The sequence below is a fragment of the Streptomyces sp. NPDC001604 genome, assembly GCF_042893475.1.
Lineage (GTDB): Bacteria > Actinomycetota > Actinomycetes > Streptomycetales > Streptomycetaceae > Streptomyces.
The window spans coordinates 1-20,514 of record NZ_JBIAUY010000033.1 but is presented as its reverse complement, the minus strand read 5'-3'; the positions used below and the strand labels follow the sequence as shown (position 1 = coordinate 20,514).

At 69.9% G+C, this 20,514-nt stretch carries 19 protein-coding genes; 8 read left to right on the top strand and 11 right to left on the bottom strand.

Annotation, left to right across the window (positions count from 1 at the left end):
* The first annotated feature begins 193 nt into the window (after positions 1-193).
* The gene (locus ACFY1E_RS46685) at positions 194-1,219 is read left to right on the top strand and encodes an ATP-dependent 6-phosphofructokinase (RefSeq protein ID WP_389088400.1); all 1,026 of its coding nucleotides are present in this window, start codon (positions 194-196) and stop codon (positions 1,217-1,219) included.
* 100 nt (positions 1,220-1,319) lie between these two features.
* Here the strand turns inward: ACFY1E_RS46685 and ACFY1E_RS46680 are convergent, their stop codons facing one another.
* Positions 1,320-2,042: a helix-turn-helix domain-containing protein gene (locus ACFY1E_RS46680; RefSeq protein ID WP_389088398.1), complete on the bottom strand. Its 723-nt coding sequence runs from the start codon at positions 2,040-2,042 to the stop codon at positions 1,320-1,322.
* Positions 2,043-2,229: 187 nt separating this feature from the next.
* Between ACFY1E_RS46680 and ACFY1E_RS46675 the strand changes: the two genes are divergently transcribed.
* Positions 2,230-2,670 (top strand): TIGR03618 family F420-dependent PPOX class oxidoreductase, encoded by a 441-nt coding sequence (locus ACFY1E_RS46675; protein WP_389088395.1) that lies wholly within the window; start codon positions 2,230-2,232, stop codon positions 2,668-2,670.
* Between the two features lie 19 nt (positions 2,671-2,689).
* Here the strand turns inward: ACFY1E_RS46675 and ACFY1E_RS46670 are convergent, their stop codons facing one another.
* The 6 genes from ACFY1E_RS46670 to ACFY1E_RS46645 all read right to left on the bottom strand — a co-directional run bounded on the left by ACFY1E_RS46670 (position 2,690) and on the right by ACFY1E_RS46645 (position 8,615).
* Entirely contained in the window at positions 2,690-3,529 is an 840-nt protein-coding gene (locus ACFY1E_RS46670; RefSeq protein WP_389088393.1) for a carbohydrate ABC transporter permease, read from the bottom strand.
* A gap of 8 nt (positions 3,530-3,537) precedes the next feature.
* Positions 3,538-4,488: a carbohydrate ABC transporter permease gene (locus tag ACFY1E_RS46665; protein ID WP_389088390.1), complete on the bottom strand. Its 951-nt coding sequence runs from the start codon at positions 4,486-4,488 to the stop codon at positions 3,538-3,540.
* Positions 4,489-4,501: 13 nt separating this feature from the next.
* Entirely contained in the window at positions 4,502-5,884 is a 1,383-nt protein-coding gene (locus ACFY1E_RS46660; RefSeq protein ID WP_389088388.1) for an extracellular solute-binding protein, read from the bottom strand.
* Positions 5,885-5,978: 94 nt separating this feature from the next.
* Entirely contained in the window at positions 5,979-6,686 is a 708-nt protein-coding gene (locus ACFY1E_RS46655; protein ID WP_389088385.1) for a response regulator, read from the bottom strand.
* Positions 6,687-6,741: 55 nt separating this feature from the next.
* Positions 6,742-6,966, bottom strand: coding sequence for a hypothetical protein (locus tag ACFY1E_RS46650; RefSeq protein ID WP_389088383.1), 225 nt, complete (start codon positions 6,964-6,966; stop codon positions 6,742-6,744).
* Positions 6,963-8,615, bottom strand: coding sequence for an ATP-binding protein (locus ACFY1E_RS46645; RefSeq protein ID WP_389088380.1), 1,653 nt, complete (start codon positions 8,613-8,615; stop codon positions 6,963-6,965). Before ACFY1E_RS46645 ends, ACFY1E_RS46650 begins: the two co-directional genes overlap by 4 nt.
* Before the next feature lie 218 nt (positions 8,616-8,833).
* Between ACFY1E_RS46645 and ACFY1E_RS46640 the strand changes: the two genes are divergently transcribed.
* Entirely contained in the window at positions 8,834-10,219 is a 1,386-nt protein-coding gene (locus ACFY1E_RS46640; RefSeq protein WP_389088378.1) for a cation:dicarboxylate symporter family transporter, read from the top strand.
* A 242-nt stretch (positions 10,220-10,461) separates the two neighbouring features.
* Entirely contained in the window at positions 10,462-11,244 is a 783-nt protein-coding gene (locus ACFY1E_RS46635; RefSeq protein ID WP_389088375.1) for a DUF2127 domain-containing protein, read from the top strand.
* Positions 11,245-11,276: 32 nt separating this feature from the next.
* Here ACFY1E_RS46635 and ACFY1E_RS46630 read toward each other — a convergent pair whose 3' ends face one another.
* On the bottom strand, positions 11,277-11,717 hold the full coding sequence (locus ACFY1E_RS46630) for a MarR family winged helix-turn-helix transcriptional regulator (protein ID WP_389088373.1): 441 nt from the start codon (positions 11,715-11,717) through the stop codon (positions 11,277-11,279).
* Positions 11,718-11,816: 99 nt separating this feature from the next.
* Here ACFY1E_RS46630 and ACFY1E_RS46625 point away from each other — a divergent pair, with 99 nt between their 5' ends.
* The 4 genes from ACFY1E_RS46625 to ACFY1E_RS46610 all read left to right on the top strand — a co-directional run bounded on the left by ACFY1E_RS46625 (position 11,817) and on the right by ACFY1E_RS46610 (position 15,738).
* On the top strand, positions 11,817-12,527 hold the full coding sequence (locus ACFY1E_RS46625; protein WP_389088370.1) for a maleylpyruvate isomerase family mycothiol-dependent enzyme: 711 nt from the start codon (positions 11,817-11,819) through the stop codon (positions 12,525-12,527).
* A gap of 134 nt (positions 12,528-12,661) precedes the next feature.
* The gene (locus ACFY1E_RS46620) at positions 12,662-13,048 is read left to right on the top strand and encodes a MerR family transcriptional regulator (protein ID WP_389088368.1); all 387 of its coding nucleotides are present in this window, start codon (positions 12,662-12,664) and stop codon (positions 13,046-13,048) included.
* The gene (locus tag ACFY1E_RS46615) at positions 13,045-13,359 is read left to right on the top strand and encodes a thioredoxin family protein (protein ID WP_389088365.1); all 315 of its coding nucleotides are present in this window, start codon (positions 13,045-13,047) and stop codon (positions 13,357-13,359) included. Before ACFY1E_RS46620 ends, ACFY1E_RS46615 begins: the two co-directional genes overlap by 4 nt.
* Positions 13,360-13,515: 156 nt before the next feature.
* Positions 13,516-15,738, top strand: coding sequence for a HelD family protein (locus tag ACFY1E_RS46610; protein ID WP_389088490.1), 2,223 nt, complete (start codon positions 13,516-13,518; stop codon positions 15,736-15,738).
* A 123-nt stretch (positions 15,739-15,861) separates the two neighbouring features.
* On the opposite strand, the gene glgB is transcribed toward ACFY1E_RS46610, so the two are convergent.
* The 3 genes from glgB to ACFY1E_RS46595 all read right to left on the bottom strand — a co-directional run.
* On the bottom strand, positions 15,862-18,450 hold the full coding sequence (glgB, locus tag ACFY1E_RS46605) for a 1,4-alpha-glucan branching enzyme (RefSeq protein ID WP_389088363.1): 2,589 nt from the start codon (positions 18,448-18,450) through the stop codon (positions 15,862-15,864).
* Between the two features lie 33 nt (positions 18,451-18,483).
* Positions 18,484-19,872: a maltokinase gene (locus ACFY1E_RS46600; protein ID WP_389088360.1), complete on the bottom strand. Its 1,389-nt coding sequence runs from the start codon at positions 19,870-19,872 to the stop codon at positions 18,484-18,486.
* Positions 19,873-19,977: 105 nt separating this feature from the next.
* The coding region (locus ACFY1E_RS46595; protein ID WP_389088358.1) for an alpha-glucosidase C-terminal domain-containing protein at positions 19,978-20,514 on the bottom strand (537 nt) is incomplete at its 5' end.

Below are 20,514 nucleotides of genomic sequence, written 5' to 3'. Positions count from 1 at the left end.
TCTTGACAATACCCCTGGCGCTGGATAAGGCGCCCGTCAGGACCGGGGCCGGGGCCTATGACCCGATAGGGCCAATCGGGTCATAGCTGACAGAAGGGATATCGTCCTGTCGGGCATGAAACAATCGGACCGGCTCACCGGAAACCACCGGGCTGGCTCACCGGTAACGACAGCGAGCAGGAGACACAGCACGATGCGCATCGGAGTTCTCACCGCAGGCGGCGACTGCCCCGGCCTGAACGCCGTGATCCGGTCGGTCGTGCACCGAGCGGTCGCCCAGTACGGCGACGAGGTCATCGGCTTCGAGGACGGCTACGCCGGTCTGCTCGACGGCCGTTACCGCACCCTGGATCTCGATGACGTCGGCGGCATCCTGGCCCGCGGCGGCACCATCCTCGGCTCCTCCCGGCTGGAGCGTGACCGCCTGCGCGAGGCCTGCGAGAGCGCGGCCGACATCGCCCGTGACTTCGGCATCGACGCACTCATCCCGATCGGCGGCGAGGGCACGCTGACCGCGGCCCGGATGCTCAGCGACGCGGGACTGCCGGTGGTCGGCGTACCGAAGACGATCGACAACGACATCTCCTCCACCGACCGGACCTTCGGTTTCGACACCGCGGTCGGGGTCGCCACGGAGGCGATGGACCGCCTGAAGACCACGGCCGAGTCCCACCAGCGCGTGATGGTCGTCGAGGTCATGGGCCGGCACGCGGGCTGGATCGCCCTGGAGTCCGGCATGGCGGCCGGCGCGCACGGCATCTGCCTGCCCGAGCGCCCCTTCGACCCGGCCGACCTGGTCAAGATGGTCGAGGAGCGCTTCGCCCGCGGAAAGAAGTTCGCGGTCGTGTGCGTGGCGGAGGGCGCCCATCCCGCCGAGGGCACCATGGACTACGGCAAGGGCGAGATCGACCAGTACGGCCACGAGCGCTTCCAGGGCATCGGTACGGCACTGGCGTACGAGCTGGAGCGGCGGCTCGGCAAGGAGGCCAAGCCGGTCATCCTCGGCCATGTGCAGCGCGGTGGCGTCCCCACCGCCTACGACCGCGTCCTCGCCACCCGCTTCGGCTGGCATGCGGTGGAGGCGGCGCACCGGGGCGAGTTCGGCCGGATGACGGCCCTGCGCGGCACGGACATCGTGATGGTGCCGCTGGCGGAGGCGGTGACCGAGCTGAAGACGGTCCCGAAGGACCGGATGGACGAGGCGGAGTCTGTGTTCTAGGACTTCTGGGACTTCTGGGACTTCCCTGGAGGCTGCCGCCCCCAGACCGCCGCTTCGGCCTGAACGGCCTCGTCCTCAGACGGCGGACGGGCTGAAAACATCATCCGGTGTTGTCCTGGACCGCCGCCCAGAAGTGGTCGACGATGCGGTCCAGGAACTCGCGGCCGGCGTCGCTCGACTCGCTGGCCGCGTTTCCGGCGCCCCAGCTCAGCGAGGCGGCCATCTGCCCCTGGTAGTCCTGGTGCAGCGTCTGGAGGGCGTCCTGAAGGAGGTGCCGGTCCAGGGGTACGGTTCTGGCCACCGGGCGGACGTACGCCTGCCAGCGTGTGGTCACCGCACTGCACAGCAGCTCGGTCAGCTTCGGTTCGCGTCCCGTGACGGTGACGAAGTCCGGGAGCGAGAGGTCGAGCACGTCGGCGAGGACGGCCGACTGGCGCTCGTTGCCGCGCCAGGCGTTGTGCTCCTCCATGTGCATATAGGCGGGGAACTCCAGTCCGACGGTGCGGGCGACGTCCTCCGGGGCGAGGCCGCGGGCGATGCGGTGCTCGCGCAGGGTGCGGGGCGGCCCGGTGATCTCGCCGGGGGAGCACCACAACACGCCTGCGAGAGCGGTGAGTTCGGGGCTGGAAGGGGCGACGGAACCGCGCTCCCAGGCGAGGACGAGATCCGGGGAGACATACGGCAGCCCGTATGAGGCACGCAGGCCGTAGGCGACATGTTCGGGGCCCATGTTGAGGGCCGTGCGGAGCCGGCGGGCGGCGGGGGCGTTGAAGGGCGGGGCGGGCTGGTTCGAGCGGGCGGGACGATGGCGCACGGGCCACAACGTAGGCGGCCCGTGACGCGATGACTACGGTCTGTTCGGCCAGGATCACGGATTGTAGGAACGTACGGATTCGGCCACCCGTGCGGATTGGACGGGGGTGGCCGAAGATCGTCTGTCGTCGTGGCGGGTGTGCTGGCGACGATGGCGCGAAGCCGTCCGGGCGGGCGGCCCGAGGGGCGGTGACTTTGTGAACGTCAAGCTCGAGGGGCATATTCGCGAGCGTCTGCTGGCGCCGAACTTCTGGCATCTCGCCACGGTGGGCGCGGACGGGATGCCGCACGTCTCGCCCATGTGGGCGGACATCGAAGACGAGTACGCCATGGTCAATACGTCGATCGGCCGCGTGAAGATCGACAACCTGCGGCTCAATCCCAACGTCTCGCTGTCCCACCACGACGCCGGCAACCCGTACGACCGCGCCGAGATCCGGGGGCGGGTCGTCCGGTTCGTGGAGGGGGAGGAGGCGGAGCGGGGCATGGACCGGCTGGCCCGGAAGTACATCGGCGAGGACCGGTACCCGTGGCTGCTGCCCGGTGAGCGGCGGGTGATGCTGCTGATCGAGCCGGTGCGGGTGCGGAGGGTTGTGGGGGTGGAGCCGTTTCGGGCGGGGGTGTTGCCGGAGGCCTGAGCGGGGTTCCCGGACAGGTTCACCCCTTGACCGCCCCGCCCAGCGCGAACCCGCCGCCCAGCCGCCGGGCGATCAGCACGTACAGCAGGATCACCGGCGTCGAGTAGACGATCGAGAACGCGGCCAGCTGCCCGTACGCCACCATGCCCCGGTTGCCGAAGAACTCGTTGATGCTCACCGAGGCCGGCATCTGGTCGGGGGTCAGCAGCAGCATGAAGGGGACGAAGAAGTTCCCCCACATGACCACGAACGAGAACACCGTCACCACCGCCACCCCCGGACCCATCAGCGGCAGCACGATCCGCACCAGCGACTGCATCGACGACGCCCCGTCGGTCCACGCCGCCTCCTCCAGCTCCTTCGGCACGCCGTCCATGAAGTTCTTCATCAGCCAGATGGCGAAGGGGAGTTGGGAGGCGGCGAAGAAGAGGATCGTGCCCTGCACGGTGTCGATCAGGTTCACCTGAACGAACAGCGCGTACACCGGCACCATGATCGCCGTGATGGGCAGACTCGTCGCGAAGAGGATGGTCAGGAGGAACGGGCGGTTCAGCCGGGACCGGAAACGGGAGAGCGGATACGCCGCCAGGGCTGCGCACACCACCGTCAGCAGCGTCGCGCCGCCGCACAGGATCAGGCTGTTGAGGAGGGGTGTGAAGGTGATGTCCGAGGTCAGGATCGCGTCGAAGTTGGACCAGGTGAAACCGTCGGGGGCCTTCACCTGCAAGTTCGCATGCGGGTCCACCGACGACAGCAGCACCCAGGCGAGCGGCAGTGCGAAGGCGGCGGCCACCACCAGCAGTCCGGCGTCGGCGGCCAGCCGGCGGCTGCGGCGGCGGGAGGCGAGTGTGCGGGCCATGGTGAGGGTCAGACCTCCGTCCGCAGCAGGCGCAGGTACACCAGGGAGAACAGCGAGCCGACCAGGAGCAGCAGCAGGGCGACGGCGGTGCCGTAGCCGATCATGCTGTTCTGGAAGGCCTGCTCGTACATGAAGAGCGGGAGGGTCTGGCTCTTGTCGCCCGGGCCGCCTCTCGTCATCACCCAGATCAGGCCGAAGACGGACAGGGTCTGGAGGGTGTTCAGCATCAGGTTCGTGCCGATGGAGCGGCGGATCATCGGAAGGGTGATGTGCCACATACGGCGCCAGCCGCCCGCGCCGTCGACCTCGGCGGCCTCCGTGATCTCCTTCGGGATCTCGCCCAGCGCAGCCGAGTAGACCAGCATCGAGAAGGCCGTACCCCGCCAGACGTTCGCGAAGGACACGGCCAGGATCGGGAGGGTGAACAGCCAGTTCTGGGAGGGGAGATGGAGCCGGTCCAGGATGGCGTTCAGGGTGCCCTCGCGGCGGAAGAAGGCGTAGAGGAGGAACCCGGCGACGACCTCCGGAAGGACCCATGCCGTGACCACGATGCCGCCCGTCAGCGTGCGGACCGGCTTCGACGCGCGCTGCATCAGCGCCGCCAGCGCCAGCCCGAGGGTGTTCTGGCCGAGCAGCGACGACACGACCGTGAACACCAGCGTCAGCCAGACGGCGTTGAGGAACTCCTCGTCCCCGAAGGCCTTGCGGAAGTTCGCGAGGCCGACGAAGGACGAGTGGGCCTGGCCGGTGAGCTGGAGGTCGGTGAAGGCGATGTAGGCGCAGTAGGCGATCGGACCGGCGAGGAACAGGAGCAGGAGCGCGACGGCGGGGGAAAGCGGAAGCAGGCGGGCGAGGGCGCGGGGGAGCGTCCGGCGGGGCCGGCGCTCGGACGGGGCGGGCGGGCGTGAGGGCGACTTGGCCGCCTCCACGCCTGCCGTGTGCGGGGTCGCGGCGGTCATGCGTGGCCGCCGGTCACTTCTTGACGACCTGGTTGTCGGTGGCGTCCTTGAGCGCGTCGTCGTAGCCGCTCGCCGCCTTGTCCACGGACATGTCGCCCGTCGTGACGCCCTCCATGGCCTCCTGGACGGCCGTGGAGACCTTGGGATACGCCGGGTACGCGGGCCGGTAGTGGGTGCTCGCGACCAGGTCCGTGAAGAACTTGATGCCGGGTTGGGCGCTTGTGTACGAGGGGTCGCGCGCCACGTCGTTGCGGACCGAGATACCGGAGTTGGCGATGTACCACTTCTCCGCGTTCGCCTTCGTCTGCATCGTCCTGATGAAGTCGAAGGCGAGGTCGGGGTTGCCCGCCTTGGAGGGGATCGCCCAGGTCCAGCCGCCGGACATGCTCACCTTGCCGGGGGCCTGGCCGTGCTGGGTCGGCATGTACGCCAGGCCCAACTCGCTGGACCACTCCGGCCATTCGTGGCCGCTGCCCTTCAGCCAGGCCTGCGGCAGCCACGAGCCGTCGAGGGCGATGCCCAGCTTGCCCTTCGGCAGCAGGTCGCCGGCCACGATGGTCTGGATGTTGGGATCAAGGGCGTCGGAGACGTCCGGGCCGAGCTTCTCCTTGTAGACCGTCTCGACGAACCGGAGGCTGTCCTTGAAGCCCTGGCTCCCGGCGATCCACTTCTTGGCCGACTTGTCGTAGAGGGGGTCGGTGGTTCCGTCGCCGGTGCCGTAGAGCAGCATCTCGAAGGTCTGCATGGTGGCGGCCTCACCGGCGGGTTTGCCGGTGTAGACGTTGATGGGGGTGACCCCGGGAACCTTCTTCTTGATGGCGCGGGCGGCGCCGAGCACGTCGTCCCAGGTCTTCGGCTGCCAGTTCGCCGGCAGACCGGCCTTCTTGAAGATGCCCTTGTCGAACCAGAGCCCGCGGGTGTCGGTGCCGTCCGGGACGCCGTACGTCCTCCCGTCCTCGGCCCTGGCCGCGGTCTTCGCCGTGCCGATGAACTGCTTCCAGTCCGGCCACTTGTCGAGATACGGGTCCAGCGGCTTCAAGTACCCGCTGGTGATGTCGGAGTTGATGAGGAAGGTGTCCTCGTAGACGAGATCCGGGGCCGTCTTGGGGGAGCGGAGCATCTGCTGGAGCTTGGTGTAGTACTCCGAGTCCGGGGCCTTGATCGGGACGAGTTCGACCTTCTTGCCGGGGTACTTCTTCTCGAACTGCTTCTTGATGTCGGCGAGGAAGCCGTCCATCACCTTGATGGAGTTGTCCGTCGACTGCTTGAAGGAGACCTTGAGGGTGTTCGGACTGCTGCCGGAGCCGTTGCCGCAGGCTGTGAGGGTGGTTGCGGCGAGGGCGGTGGTGAGGAGGACGGGGAGGAGGGGGAAGGCGGCGGTGGGGCGCACGGGCATGACCTCCTGCGGGCTCAACGTCGTTGTCGGCCGAGATGGTTGCCCGGTGAAGGTAGGAGGAGTGGTCTAGTCAGGTCAATGACCGTGCGGCGACCTAACGTCCCCGATCTGCTTCCCCCTTCTCGTTCCGCACCCACCGGTACTGCAACTCCGGCCGCCCCACCGTCCCGTACTGCGGAGCCCGCGCCGCCCGTCCCGCGTCCACCAGGTGCTCCAGATACCGCCGAGCGGTGATCCGCGATATCCCCACCGCCTCCGCCAGCCCCGCCGCGGTCAGCCCCTCCCCGCAGTCCCGCAGCGCCACCGTCACGCGCTCCAGCGTCGGCGCGCTCAGCCCCTTGGGCAGCGCCGCCGGCGAAGGCGCCCGCAGCGTGGCCAGCGCCCGGTCCACCTCGTCCTGCCCGCTCGCCTCGCCGACCGCCGCGTGGAACTCGGCATACCGCACCAGCCGGTCCCGCAGGGTCGCGAAGGTGAACGGCTTCAGTACGTACTGCACGACCCCCAGCGACACCCCCTCCCGCACCACGGTCAGGTCCCGCGCCGACGTCACCGCGATCACGTCCGTGTGGTGACCGGCCGCCCGCAGCGAGCGGGCGAGCTGCAGCCCGTGCACATCCGGCAGATGCAGATCCAGCAGCAGCAGGTCCACCGGTGTGCGGTCCAGCAGCCGGCGGGCCTCCGCGCCCGTGTGTGCCTTGCCGACGGCCACGAAGCCCGGAACCCGGCCGACGTACATGACGTGCGCGTCGGCGGCCACCGGGTCGTCCTCCACGACCAGGACGCGGATGGGCTGGGTCGTCATGCGTCACCTCTCGTGGCGGCGTCCACGACGAGGATGTGGATGGGCTGCCGGGTCGTCATGCGTCACCTCTCGTGGCGGCCTGCCCGGTCGCTCCGGTGGGCCGGGCGGCTGCGTCCGGAGGCAGTCGTGCTTCGAACGCGGCGCCGCGTTGCTGCCTTTGCGCCGCGGGCCGTGTGTGCCGGTCGCGGTGGCCGGCGGTGTCCGGCACCCGGACGGTGTGCGGGTCCGGCGCTACGGGGGCGTCCACGACCAGGACCCGGATGCGCTGCAGGGTCGTCATGCGTCACCTCTCACCGTGGCGCGCCCGGTCGCCGCGGCCGGAGTGACGCCCGGGTCCAGAGGCAGCCGTACCTCGAACACCGCACCGCCCTCCTCGCTCTCGGCCACCGTCAACGTGCCCTCCTGCCGGGTGACCGCCTGCCGTACCAGGGCCAGCCCGAGGCCCCGCCCGCCCGGACCGGCCGGCTTCGTCGAGAACCCCCGTTGGAATACCAGCTCGGCATGGGCGGGATCCACCCCCGTGCCGGTGTCCGCGACCCGCATCACCAGCTCCGTGCCCTCCGCGTACGCCGTCACCGTCACCCGGGCGCCGATGCTGCCCTGGGCCGCGTCCACCGCGTTGTCGATCAGATTGCCGAGGATCGTCACCAGGTCGCGGGCCGGGAGGGTCGGCGGGAGCAGGCCGTCGTCGAGGCGGCTGTCCTCCGACACCACCAGCTCCACGCCCCGCTCGTTCGCCTGAGCCGTCTTTCCCAGCAGCAGAGCCGCCAGCACCGGCTCGCTCACCGCCGCCACCACCTGGTCGGTCAGCGCCTGGGCCAGCTCCAGTTCGGCCGTCGCGAAGTCCACCGCCTCCTCCGCGCGACCGAGTTCGATGAGCGACACGACCGTGTGGAGGCGGTTCGCCGCCTCGTGGGCCTGCGAGCGCAGGGCCTGCGTGAAGCCCCGCTCGGAGTCCAACTCGCCCATCAGGGACTGGAGTTCGGTCACGTCGCGGAGGGTGACCACGGTGCCTCGGCGCTCGCCGCCCGACACCGGGGAGGTGTTGACGACGAGGACGCGGTCCGCGGTCAGATGCACCTCGTCCACCCGTGGCTCGGACGCCAGCAGCGCCCCGGTCAGCGGGCCGGGCAGCCCGAGGTCAGCCACCGACCTCCCGACCACCTCCCCCTCCGGGCCGACGCCCAGCAACTCCCGGCCGCCGTCGTTGATCAGGGCCACCCTGTACTGCCCGTCCAGCATCAGCAGCCCCTCCCGCACCGCGTGCAGCGCCGCCTGGTGGTAGTCGTGCATCCGGCTGAGCTGGGTCGCGTTCATGCCGTGGGTGTGCCGGCGCAGCCGGGCGTTGACGACGTACGTACCGATCGCCCCCAGGGCGAGGGCGCCGGCGGCGACGCTGAGCAGGGCCGAGACCTGGCCCTGCACCCGTTCGCTGATCGCCTTGACCTTGATGCCCGCGCTGACCAGGCCGACGACCCGCTTGTCGGCGTCCTCGATGGGGGTCACCGCGCGGACCGACAGGCCGAGGGTGCCCTTGTATCTCTCGGTGATGGTCTCGCCGTGCTGGGACTGCTCGATGTTGCCGAGGAAGTGCTTGCCGATCTCGTCCTTGTGGGGGTGGGTCCAGCGGATGCCCTGGGGGTCCATGATCGTGACGAAGTCGACGTCGGCGTCGCGCATCACCCGCAGCGCGTACGGCTGGAGCTGCGCGCTGGGGTCGGCGGTGCGGGTCGCCGCCAGGACGGACGGGGCGTCCGCGATCGAGCGGGCCACCGCCAGGGCCTGCCGGCGTGCCGCGTCCTCGGCCTGCTGCTTGTCGCTGACGTAGGTGAACAGTGCGTATCCGGCCACGAGCACCGCTATGAGCACGGCCTGCATGGCGAAGAGCTGGGTGGCCAGGCTGCGGGGGCGCGGGACGGGGATGCGCATGTCGTCAGTGTGCCTCGCAGGTTAAGCATGAACTAAATGAACGGAAGGGTGACCGCCCTCACAGGCGCAGGGGATAGTCACGGCATCGAGGAAGCAGTGGAAGCGGGACATACGGTTCCAGCCACCGCCTCCCGTGCAGTGAACCGCACCCCCATCCCCATCCCCCGGACGTGAGCCGCACGCCGGTGATGCCGACGAAGACGTCAAGGAGGGCAGCCGTGGCCGCCAGCACCCCCGATACGGCACCTGCCGCACCCGCTGGGAAGCGGGACCGCACCCACTATCTCTACATCGCCGTCATCGCAGCGGTGGCCCTCGGTATCGCCGTGGGTCTGATCTGGCCGAGCGTGGGCGTCGAGCTCAAGCCGCTCGGTACGGGCTTTGTGAACCTGATCAAGATGATGATCTCCCCGATCATCTTCTGCACGATCGTGATCGGCATCGGCTCCGTACGGAAGGCCGCCAAGGTCGGCGCCGTCGGCGGTATCGCGCTCGGCTACTTCGTGGCGATGTCGCTGGTCGCCCTGACCATCGGCCTGGTCGTCGGCAACGTCCTGCACCCGGGCGACGGGCTGCACATCACCGATGCGATCAAGGCCACCGGGCACGACCAGGTGGACAGTGAGGCGCTGTCGCCGGTCGACTTCGTACTGTCGATCATCCCGACGACCTTCATCTCGGCCTTCACCCAGCAGCAGGTGCTGCAGACCCTGCTGGTCGCCCTGCTCACCGGTTTCGCCCTGCAGGCCATGGGCTCGGCCGGGCAGCCGATCCTGCGCGGCGTGGAGCACCTCCAGAAGCTCGTCTTCCGCATCCTCGGCATGGTGATGTGGGCCGCCCCCGTCGGTGCCTTCGGCGCCATCGCCGCCGTCACCGGGTCCGCGGGCTTCGACGCGCTGAAGCAGCTGGCCATCCTGATGCTCGGCTTCTACGTCACCTGTTTCCTCTTCGTCTTCATCGTGCTCGGTGCCCTGCTGCGGATCGTCGCCGGACTCAACATCTTCACGTTCTTCAAGTACCTGGCCCGTGAGTTCCTGCTGATCCTCTCGACCTCCTCCTCCGAGTCGGCGCTGCCGCGCCTCATCGCGAAGATGGAGCACCTCGGGGTCAGCAAGTCGGTCGTCGGCATCACCGTCCCGACCGGCTACTCCTTCAACCTCGACGGCACCATGATCTACATGACCATGGCCTCGCTGTTCATCGCCGACGCCATGGGTACGCCGATGGCGATCGGCGAGCAGATCCCGCTGCTGCTCTTCCTGCTGCTCGCCTCCAAGGGCGCGGCGGGTGTCAGCGGCGCCGGCCTCGCGACCCTGGCCGGTGGTCTGCAGTCGCACAAGCCCGCCCTGGTGGACGGCGTCGGCCTGATCGTCGGCATCGACCGCTTCATGAGCGAGGCCCGCGCCCTGACGAACTTCGCGGGCAACTCCGTGGCCACGGTCCTGATCGGCACCTGGACCAAGGAGATCGACAAGGAGCGCGTGGGCCGCGTGCTCGCCGGTGAGCTGCCCTTCGACGAGACGACCCTCCTGGACGACGAGGAGGTCCGGCCGCTCGCCGAGGTGCCGGAGCAGGGCGGCGAGAAGGAGCTGGCGAAGGCCTGAGCCCCGCCGGGACTCCGGGCGGCTGAACTCTCCCCCGTGGATCAGCGGCCCGGCACAGAAGCCGAGCGGTCGGGTTCCTCCCCCGTGGACCCGACCGCTCGGCTTCGTCGTTTCCTCCGGAACTCCTCCGACCTGGAAAGACGCCCGGCGATCCTCACCGATCTCTTACCGAAGTCCACTAGCGTTCGGCGCCGGTCCAGTACACGCGCGGCGCGTTCGCCGGTTGGTTGGAGGCACGGGGGATGAAGATCGACTGGGATCGGCGCACATGTGCCCGCAAGGGGCACGTGACGTATGCACCGGACGAGCCGGGGCTCAAGGAGCGGCTGCACGCGCAGACCGCTCTCGGGGACGTCTGGCGCTGTCTGCGCTGCGGCGACTTCGTGCTCGGCGAGCCGCACGGCTCGGGACCGGCGGACCACGCGCCCCTCGTGCCGCGCGGCAAGGTCCTGCGGGACCTGTTCATCCTGCGCTTCCTGGCGATCGAGCGGGCCGTGCGCGGCGTCTTCATCGTGCTGGTGGCGCTCGCCGTGTGGAAGTTCAGCAACAGCCAGGACTCGGTGCGCCGGCTCTTCGACGAGTACCTCGACGTCTTCCGGCCCGTCTTCCGGCACTTCCACTACGACCTCGACCACTCGCCGATCGTCGGCACGATACAGAAGACCTTCGGCTACAAGCACTCCACGCTGCTGCTGGTGGCCGCACTGCTGCTGGCGTACGCCCTGATCGAGCTCGTCGAGGCGGTCGGCCTCTGGTACGCCAAGCGCTGGGCGGAGTACCTCACGGTGGTCGCCACCGCCGCCTTCCTCCCCCTGGAGATCTACGAGCTCACCGAGCACATCAGCTGGCTGAAGATCGGCACTCTCGTCCTCAACGTCCTCGCCGTCCTCTACATCGCCCTCGCCAAGCGGCTGTTCGGCCTCAGGGGCGGCCGCAAGGCGTTCGAGGAGGAGCGCGAGAGCGCCTCGCTGCTGGAGGTCGAGGAGTCGGCCGGGGTGCCGGCCCACACCGCGCCGGCTGTCTGAACCGTCCGGGCCGTTCCGGGCGGCCGGGCCTCCTAGGCCCAGGGGTCCGTGATCTCCCGCAGTGCCGTCAGCGCCTCGCGCAGCTGCTTCATGCGGCGTTTGCCGAGGTGGGCCTCCCATTCCTGCTCCACTTCGGCGACCACGCCGTCGGCGATCTCCTTGGCCGCCCAGGCCCGCTCCGCCAGGCACACCAGCCGGGCCCGCCTGTCGGTCGGGTCCGGGGTGCGCCGTACATAGCCGGTCTTTTCCATCTGGTCGACCAGGAAGCCGGCCGTCTGCTTGGTGACCTGAGCCTGTTCCGCGAGCTCGGTCAGCCGGGTGCCGTCCGGGCCGACGCGTTGCAGCACCCGGGCCTGGGCCGGCGTGATGTCGTCGTACCCGGCCTCGGCGAGGGTGGCGAAGATACGGTTCTCCAGGGCCCGATAGGGGAGGAACAGAAGCACTCCCGTATTGAGCTCGCTCTCCGCCGCCATCGTCGACGCTCCTTCCCCGCACCCTTGACACTGGTCAGAGTCTCTGACTAATTTGGTCAGAGAAGCTTACCACTTGAGTGGGCGGTGATCCCTGTGGGCGTGGCTCTGGAGACGGACGAGCTCTGGCGGGTCGTGGACCGGGAGCGGGCAGATCTGGCCGATCTGCTGGAGCGGCTCGGTCCCACGGAGTGGGATACGCCGACCCGCTGCGGGGACTGGCGGATCCGGGACGTCGCCGCGCATCTGACGTTGGGGGCGCGCTCCGACTACCGTTGGGTGCTACGGGAACTGGTCCGGGCCCGCGGCAACATGGACCGGATGATCCACGACGCCTCTGTCCGGGCGGGGGCGGCGCCGGTCGAGGAGATCCTCGCCGACCTGCGCTCGCTCGTCGGCTCGCGCCGCATGGCACCGCTCACCACGCCCCGTGAGTCCCTGCTCGACGTCCTCGTCCACGGCCAGGACATCGCCCTCGCCCTCGGCCGGATGCGTGAGATGCCCCGCGCGGCCGCCCGTGACGCCGCCGACCGTGTGTGGACGATGCGGGTGCCACCCCGGCCCTGGCCCCTCCCGCACGCCCGGCTCGTCGCCACCGACATCGAGTGGGCGCGGGGGGAGGCCGGAGAGGAGATCCGCGGACCGGTCGCCGCCCTCCTCCTGCTGCTCACGGGGCGACCGGAGGCGGCCCGTGCCTGGTTCGAGCGCGCCGGGGCCGGTGAGGCGGAGGAGCCGCCCTGGACGACGGCGCAGCACCGGCCGGCATGCGAGCCACCGGTGTTCCGCCCGGCCGCCACCGCGCACGAGCAGTGAGGCGGGGAACCACGGAGGACCGACCGACGGGGGAATCACGGGGGAGCGAAGCGGCGGGTCCGGAGGCGGGCCCGCCGCTTCGAACGTTTGCCGGCCTTGCCCTGACGTCGGCGTCAAGGATTACGTTCGTACGCATGCGAATCGGCGAGCTGGCCGAACGGGCCGGGACCACGACGCGGACGCTCAGGTACTACGAGTCGCGCGGGCTGCTGCCCGCGCGGCGCGGTGGGAACGGCTACCGCACCTACGACGAGAGCGACCTGAAGCTGCTCCGGCAGATCCGGACGCTGCAGGACTTCGGGTTCGACCTGGAGGAGACGCGGCCGTTCGTGGAATGTCTGCGGGCCGGGCACCCGGAGGGCGACTCCTGCCCGGCCTCGCTCGCGGTCTACCGGCGCAAGCTGGACGAACTCGACGCGCTGATCGGCGAGCTGCAGGCCGTGCGGGCGCGGATCGCGGTGCGGCTGGCCGTGGCCGACGGGGAACCACCGTTGTGCGAAATGGGAGGGCAGGAACTGTGATCGACGTGACGGACGAGGATTTCGCGGCGCAGGTGATCGGGTCCGAGTTGCCGGTGCTGGTTGAGTTCACGGCGGACTGGTGCCCGCCGTGCCGGCAGATGGGTCCGGTGCTGCACGCCCTGGCCGCCGAGGAGGCCGGCCGTCTCAAGGTGGTGCAGCTGAACGTGGACCGCAATCCGGAGACCACGAACGCCTACAAGGTGCTCTCGATGCCCACGTTCATGGTCTTCCGCGACGGTGAGCCGATCAAGGCGATGGTGGGGGCCAGGCCCAAGCGGCGGCTGCTGGCCGAGCTGGCGGACGTCCTCTGACCGCACGCAGTACAGAAGAAATCCCCCGGGCAATTGCGCCCGGGGGATTTCTCTGTGTAAGTTTAATGATTCGCGACTTCAAGGGGATTGGGTCGCAAAGAAGTTCACTGGCGTCATTGTATCGGCCCGGGAGTGGAATTGTCAAACAGCGATGAAATTCGCAGGGAACAGGAATTCATCGACGCCCTGTACGCGCGCGTGGACGCCCTGCGCGGCCACACCGAAGCGGGCGTCACGGATGCGCTCGCCCAGGGGAACACGCCCATGCAGGCCCGGCTGGAGCGGGACATCCTGGTCGCCGAGCGGTCCGGGCTGCTCGCCGCGCTGAACGCCGTCGACGGTTCGCTCTGCTTCGGCCGTATCGACTTCACCTCGGGCACCCGGCACCACATCGGCCGTATCGGGCTGCGCACCGACGACGCCGAGCGCACTCCGGTCCTCATCGACTGGCGTGCCGACGTCGCCCGCCCCTTCTACCTGGCCACCGGCCACACCCCGATGGGCCTGCGCCGCCGCCGGCACCTCACCACCGAGGGGCGCCGGGTCACCGCCCTGCACGACGAGATCCTCGACCTCGGGGACCAGGAGCGGACCGGCCACGAGGACCCCACCGGCGACGCGGTGCTGCTCGCCGCACTCGACGCCGCGCGCACCGGCCGTATGCACGACATCGTGCAGACCATCCAGGCCGAGCAGGACGAGATCATCCGGGCGCCGCACCGGGGCGTGCTGGTGGTCGAGGGCGGTCCGGGCACCGGCAAGACGGCCGTCGCCCTGCACCGGGCCGCGTATCTGCTCTACGAGCACCGGGAACTGCTCGCCAAGCGTGCCGTGCTCATCGTCGGCCCCAACCCCGCCTTCCTCGGCTACATCGGCGAGGTGCTGCCCTCGCTCGGCGAGACGGGCGTGCTGCTCGCGACGGTCGGGGAGCTGTTCCCCGGGGTGAAGGCGACGGCGAGCGACAGCCGTGCGGCGGCCGCGGTGAAGGGCCGCGCCGACATGGCGGACGTCCTCGCCGAGGCCGTACGCGACTGGCAGGCGCTGCCCGACCCGGTGATCGCGATCGAGCACGACCGGGAGATCCTGATGCTCGACGACGGCCTGGTGAAGGTGGCCCGCGAGCGCACCCGTGCCGCCCGGCTGCCGCACAACGTGGCCCGGGAGCACTTCGAGGGGCACATCCTCAACACGCTCACCGAGATGTACGCCGAGCGGGTCGGGACAGACCCCTTCGACGGCACGAGCCTGCTGGACCCGAGCGACATCACGCAGATCCGCGACGAGATCGCCGAGAACCCCGAAGTGTGGGCCGCCATCGACCAGTTGTGGCCGCGGCTGACCCCGCAGCGCCTGGTCGCGGACTTCCTCGCCGATCCCGTCGGTTACCTCCCCGACGAGGACGCGGCCGCGATCCGCCGTCCGGTGACGCGGGCGTGGACGGTGGCGGACGTACCGCTCCTCGACGAGGCGGCCGAACTGCTCGGCGTGGACGAGCGGGTGGCGCGGGCGCGGGCGGAGCGGGAGCGGGAGACGCAGGTCGCGTATGCGCAGGGCGTGCTGGACGTCTCGTACGCCTCGCGGACCTACGAGTTCGAGGACAAGGACGAGGAGGACTCCGAGGTCCTGTCCGCGCACGACATCATCGACGCCGAGCGGTTCGCCGAGCGGCAGGAGGAGGACGACCACCGCAGCGCCGCCGAGCGGGCGGCGGCCGACCGGACCTGGACGTTCGGGCACATCATCGTCGACGAGGCGCAGGAGCTGTCGCCGATGGCGTGGCGGCTGCTGATGCGGCGCTGCCCGACGCGGTCGATGACGCTGGTGGGGGATCCGGCGCAGACGGCGGAGGCGGCGGGGGTCGGTTCCTGGGCGGGGATTCTCGAGCCGTATGTCGAGGACCGCTGGGAGCACGCCCGGCTCGGCGTCAACTACCGTACGCCTGCCGAGATCATGGAGGTCGCGGCGGCGGTGGTGCGGGCCGAGCAGCCGGGCTTTGAACCGCCGAGTTCCGTGCGGGCCACTGGCGTTCGGCCTTGGGCGCGGGCGGTGGATGATCTGCCGGACGCGGTGGCGAAGGCGGTGGAGGAACTTACGCCCGCGGAGGGGCGGCTGGCTGTTATTGCACCGCGGCATCTGCACGGGAAGCTGGCCGCTCGGCTGGACGGGGTGGTGGCGGGGGAGGCGCCGGATCTGACGCGGAGGGTTGTGCTGCTGGATCCGCGGGGGGCCAAGGGGCTGGAGTTCGACTCGGTGCTGGTGGTCGAGCCGGGGCTGTACGGCACGAGTGATCTGTATGTGGCGTTGACCCGGGCCACGCAGCGGTTGGGGGTGCTGCACAGCAGGGCGTTGCCTGCGGCTTTGGCCGCGGCGCTGGGGTAACGGCTGATTTCGCCCCCGCCGCCCCTCCCCGTCCCGACCCGGGGGCCGGCCCCCGGACCCCCGCTCCTCAAACGCCGGAGAGGCTAAATAGCCCCTCCGGCGCTTGAGGACGAGGCCCCCGGGCTAGGCCGGGCGGAGCCACACCGTCGCCAGTGGGGGCAGGGTCAGCCTGATGCTTGCCGGGCGGCCCTGGTGGCCGTGGGGTTCCGGCTTGATGATGTCCGGGTTCGTCACGTCGCTGCCGCCGTATTTTGCGATGTCCGTGTTGAGGGTCTCGTGCCAGGCAGGGACGTCGTCGGGTACGCCCAGACGGTAGTCGTGGCGGACCACGGGGGACAGGTTGGCGACCGCCAGGAGCGGGGTGCCGTCCGCGGCGAGGCGCAGGAACGCGAAGACGTTGTCCTCGGCCGCGTCGCCGACGATCCACTGGAAGCCGGACGGATCGGTGTCCCGCTGCCACAGGGCGGGGGTGTGGCGGTAGACGATGTTCAGGTCGCGGACCAGGTCACGGACCCCGCGGTGGTCGGCCTCGGCACCGTACGCCGGGTCCAGCAGCCACCAGTCCGGACCGTGCGCCTCCGACCACTCCGCGCCCTGCGCGAACTCCTGCCCCATGAAGAGGAGCTGCTTGCCGGGGTGGGCCCACATGAAGCCCAGATAGGCGCGGAGATTGGCCCGCTGCTGCCACCAGTCGCCCGGCATCTTCGAGACCAGTGAGCGTTTGCCGTGGACCACCTCGTCGTGCGAGATGGGCAGCACGTAGTTCTCGCTGTACGCGTACACCATCGAGAAGGTCATCTCGTTGTGGTGGTACTTGCGGTGGATCGGCTCGTGGCTCATGTAGTCGAGGGAGTCGTGCATCCAGCCCATGTTCCATTTGAGGCCGAAGCCGAGCCCGCCGAAGCCGCCAGGCCCCCGGTGGTGCGTGGCCCGGGTGACGCCGTCCCAGGCCGTGGACTCCTCGGCGATCGTGACCACGCCCGGCACCCGCCGGTACACCGTCGCGTTCATCTCCTGCAGGAACGCCACCGCGTCCAGGTTCTCCCGGCCGCCGTGCTCGTTCGGGGTCCACTGGCCGGGCTCGCGCGAGTAGTCGAGGTAGAGCATGGAGGCGACCGCGTCGACACGCAGGCCGTCGATGTGGAACTCCTCGCACCAGTAGATGGCGTTCGCGACCAGGAAGTTGCGCACCTCGCGACGGCCGTAGTCGAACTCCAGGGTGCCCCAGTCGGGGTGTGCGGCGCGGAGCGGGTCCTCGTGCTCGTACAGGGGCCGGCCGTCGAATTCCGCCAGGGCCCAGTCGTCGCGCGGGAAGTGTGCCGGCACCCAGTCCATGAGGACGCCGATGCCCGCCTGGTGCAGTGCGTCGACCAGGTACCTGAAGTCGTCGGGGGTGCCCAGGCGGGCCGTGGGGGCGTAGAAGCCGGTGACCTGGTAGCCCCAGGAGCCGCCGAAGGGGTGCTCCGCGATCGGCATCAGTTCGACGTGCGTGAAGCCCAGGTCCTTGACGTAGGCGGGGAGCTGCTCCGCCAGTTGACGGTACGTCAGGCCCGGTCGCCAGGAGGGGAGGTGGACCTCGTAGACCGAGAACGGGGCCTCGTGCGCGGGCACGTTCGCACGCTGCTCCAGCCACTGCGCGTCCTGCCACTCGTGGTGGGAGGCGGTGACGATCGACGACGTGTTCGGCGGGGCCTCGGTGCGCCGGGCCAGCGGGTCGGCGCGGAGGGTCTTGGAACCGTCGGGCCGGGTGATCTCGAACTTGTACAGCTCGCCCTCGCCGATCCCCGGCGCGAACAGCTCCCAGACACCGGAGGAGCCGAGCGAGCGCATCGGGTGACCGGTGCCGTCCCAGAAGTTGAAGGTGCCGGCCACATGCACACCGCGCGCGTTCGGCGCCCACACGGAGAAACGGGTGCCGGGCACGCCCTGGTGCGTCATCGGGTGCGCGCCGAGCACCTGCCACAGATACTCGTGCCGTCCCTCGCCGATCAGGTGCAGGTCGAGCTCGCCCAGCGTGGGCAGGAAGCGGTACGCGTCCTCGGTCTCCAGGACCGTCTCCTCGTACCGCACGAGGAGCCGGTACTCGGGGACCTCGGTCAGGGACAGCAGGGCGGAGAAGAACCCGTCCCCGTCGTCGTGCAGCTCGGCCCGCAGGTCCGCGGCGACGACGGTCACGGACAGCGCGTACGGCCGGAAGGCCCGGAAGGCGACCCCGCCGGGCACCGGGTGGGCACCCAGCACGGTGTGCGGGTCGTGATGCGTACCGGCGAGCAGCCGCTCGCGGTCCCCGGCGGGCACCTCCGGCGAGGCAACCGGAGCCGGTGCGGTGATCTTCTTCGCGGCGGTGACGGTCTTCTTGGCGGGAGTCTTCGTGGCCGTCGTCTTCTTGGCGGCTGGCTTCTTGGCGACTGCCTTCTTGGTGGCCGGCTTCTTGGCTGCTGTCTTGACCGTCGTCTGCTTCGTCGTGGTCTGTTCGGCGGCCGTCTTCTTCGCAGTCGTCTTCTTCGCCGTGCTTTTCTTCGCCGGGCTCTTCTTCGCTGTCGTCTTGGCCGCCGTCGTCTTCGCCGCGACGGCCTTTTTCGTGACTGCCTTCTCGGCGGTGGTCTTCGCCGCCGCCTTCTTCACCGATTTCCTGGGCTCGGTCGCCTTGTCCGCGGCCTTCGCGGCCTTCTTCTTCGGATCCGAACCGCTGGGCGTGGGGCGGGGGGTCACGGGCGGCGCCTCCTCGGCGAAGGTGAGGTCGGGTCAGTGAGGGTCGGATGCGGCGTAACGCTCTATCGCCGCCATGGGAACGGGGAGCCAGTCGGGGCGGTGACGGGCCTCGTAGACGACTTCATAGATCGCCTTGTCTGTTTCGTACGCGCGCAGCAGTACCGGGTCCGTGCGCGGATCCCGGCCGCTGACCTCGGCGTATCCGGAACAGTAGGCGGCCCGGCAGGCCTCGGCCCAGCCCTCTGCCTGAGATGCGGCCGAGTGGGCCGCGTAGTCGAAGGACCGCAGCATCCCTGCGATGTCCCGCACCGGCGGCTGCGGCATCCGCCGTTCCGCCAGCGGCTTGGACGGCTCGCCCTCGAAGTCGATCAGCCACCACTGACCGGCCGGCGAGCGCAGGCACTGCCCCAGGTGCAGGTCACCGTGGATGCGCTGCGCGGTCCAGGTGCGGCCCTCCGAGGCCAGGTCGGCGAGCGCGGTGAACGCGGAGCGCAGGGCGGGGGCGTACGGCCGTAGCGTGGGCACCGCCTGCGCGGCCACGTCGAGGCGCTCGATCATGCCGTCGACCAGCGGCTGCAGCTGGGTGTGACCCAGGGTGACGGTCGGCAGGGCGCGGGCGAGTGCCGTGTGCACCTCGGCCGTGGCGCGGCCCAGCGCGCGCGCCTCGGCGCCGAAGTCCTCGCCCTTGGCCAGCTCGCGCAGCGCCAGCTCCCAGCCGTCCGTCGCACCCTGCAGAAACGGCTGGAGCACACCGAGCACATACGACTCCCCGGCCAGCTCCGCCCGCAGCCACGCCGTCGGCGCGGGCACTCGTGGGCAGCCTTCGCGGGCCAGCGCCAGCGGCAGTTCCAGGTCGGGGTTGACGCCGGGCACGACCCGGCGCAACAGCTTGAGGATGAACGTATCTCCGTAGACGACCGACGAGTTCGACTGCTCGGCCGTCACCAGCCGCGGGACCAGCCCGGTCCGGATCTCCTGCCCTGGCTCCCGCTCGAAGCGCAGCCCGCCGATGTGGGCCTGGGTGCGCAGCGCCTCCAGGAGCACCTCGGCGGGCCGGGAGTCGTACAGGGCGTCGTACACCGTGCGTCCGGTGAGCGGGCCCTGGTCCACGTGTCCGATCAGCGCGGGCGCCAGCCGGGGCGGCAGCGCCTCGCGCACGCCTATCAGCAGCTGGTAGCAGTCGCCGGGGTGGGGCTCGGCGCCGAGTGTGAGCGGCTGGTGGGCGCGCACCAGGAGATGGAACAGGCCGAGCCTGCCGTCGGCCCGCAACAGTTCGGTGGCCGCGACCAGCGAGAACCCGGTGACCGGTCGTCCCTTGCCGGCGAACCAGCGCTGCCGCGGCAGCCATTCCCGAAGGAGGGGATCGAGGGACGCGAGCAGGCCAGGACTTGTCTTGCCGGAAAGTGTGACAGTTTCCGCCATGGTGTCACATTCCTTTCCCCGGGTGGGCGGGGTGTTACTGATGCGTGCCCCGGGTGGGACAGGAGAAACCGCCCCACCCCGGGTTCTGCGAGACGCTGCGCGGCACTACGCGGGGTCCTTGCGGAGCCGGAACCAGTAGAAGCCGTGCCCCGCCAGCGTCAGCAGGTACGGCAGCTCCCCGATGGCCGGAAAACGCACCCCGCCGAACAGCTCGACCGGATGCCGCCCGTTGAAGATACGCAGATCCAGCTCCGTCGGCTGTGCGAAGCGCGAGAAGTTGTGCACGCACAGCACCAGGTCGTCCTCGTACTCCCGCAGGAAGGCCAGTACCGCCGGGTTGGAGGACTGGAGTTCCGTGTAGGACCCGAGGCCGAAGGCCGGGTTCTGCTTGCGGATCTCGATCATCCGGCGGGTCCAGTGCAGCAGCGACGAGGGCGACGACATCGACGCCTCGACGTTGGTGACCTGGTAGCCGTAGACGGGGTCCATGATGGTCGGCAGGAACAGCCGCCCGGGGTCACAGGACGAAAAACCTGCGTTGCGATCCGGTGTCCACTGCATCGGGGTGCGTACGGCGTCCCGGTCGCCGAGCCAGATGTTGTCGCCCATGCCGATCTCGTCGCCGTAGTAGAGGATCGGCGA

Coding starts and splice junctions, on each gene's coding strand:
- ACFY1E_RS46685 (WP_389088400.1), top strand. CDS start 194: ATGCGCATCGGAGTTCTCACCGCAGGCGGCGACTGCCCCGGCCTGAAC.
- ACFY1E_RS46670 (WP_389088393.1), bottom strand. CDS start 3,529: ATGGCCCGCACACTCGCCTCCCGCCGCCGCAGCCGCCGGCTGGCCGCC.
- ACFY1E_RS46665 (WP_389088390.1), bottom strand. CDS start 4,488: ATGACCGCCGCGACCCCGCACACGGCAGGCGTGGAGGCGGCCAAGTCG.
- ACFY1E_RS46660 (WP_389088388.1), bottom strand. CDS start 5,884: ATGCCCGTGCGCCCCACCGCCGCCTTCCCCCTCCTCCCCGTCCTCCTC.
- ACFY1E_RS46655 (WP_389088385.1), bottom strand. CDS start 6,686: ATGACGACCCAGCCCATCCGCGTCCTGGTCGTGGAGGACGACCCGGTG.
- ACFY1E_RS46650 (WP_389088383.1), bottom strand. CDS start 6,966: ATGACGACCCTGCAGCGCATCCGGGTCCTGGTCGTGGACGCCCCCGTA.
- ACFY1E_RS46645 (WP_389088380.1), bottom strand. CDS start 8,615: ATGCGCATCCCCGTCCCGCGCCCCCGCAGCCTGGCCACCCAGCTCTTC.
- ACFY1E_RS46635 (WP_389088375.1), top strand. CDS start 10,462: ATGAAGATCGACTGGGATCGGCGCACATGTGCCCGCAAGGGGCACGTG.
- ACFY1E_RS46630 (WP_389088373.1), bottom strand. CDS start 11,717: ATGGCGGCGGAGAGCGAGCTCAATACGGGAGTGCTTCTGTTCCTCCCC.
- ACFY1E_RS46620 (WP_389088368.1), top strand. CDS start 12,662: ATGCGAATCGGCGAGCTGGCCGAACGGGCCGGGACCACGACGCGGACG.
- ACFY1E_RS46600 (WP_389088360.1), bottom strand. CDS start 19,872: ATGGCGGAAACTGTCACACTTTCCGGCAAGACAAGTCCTGGCCTGCTC.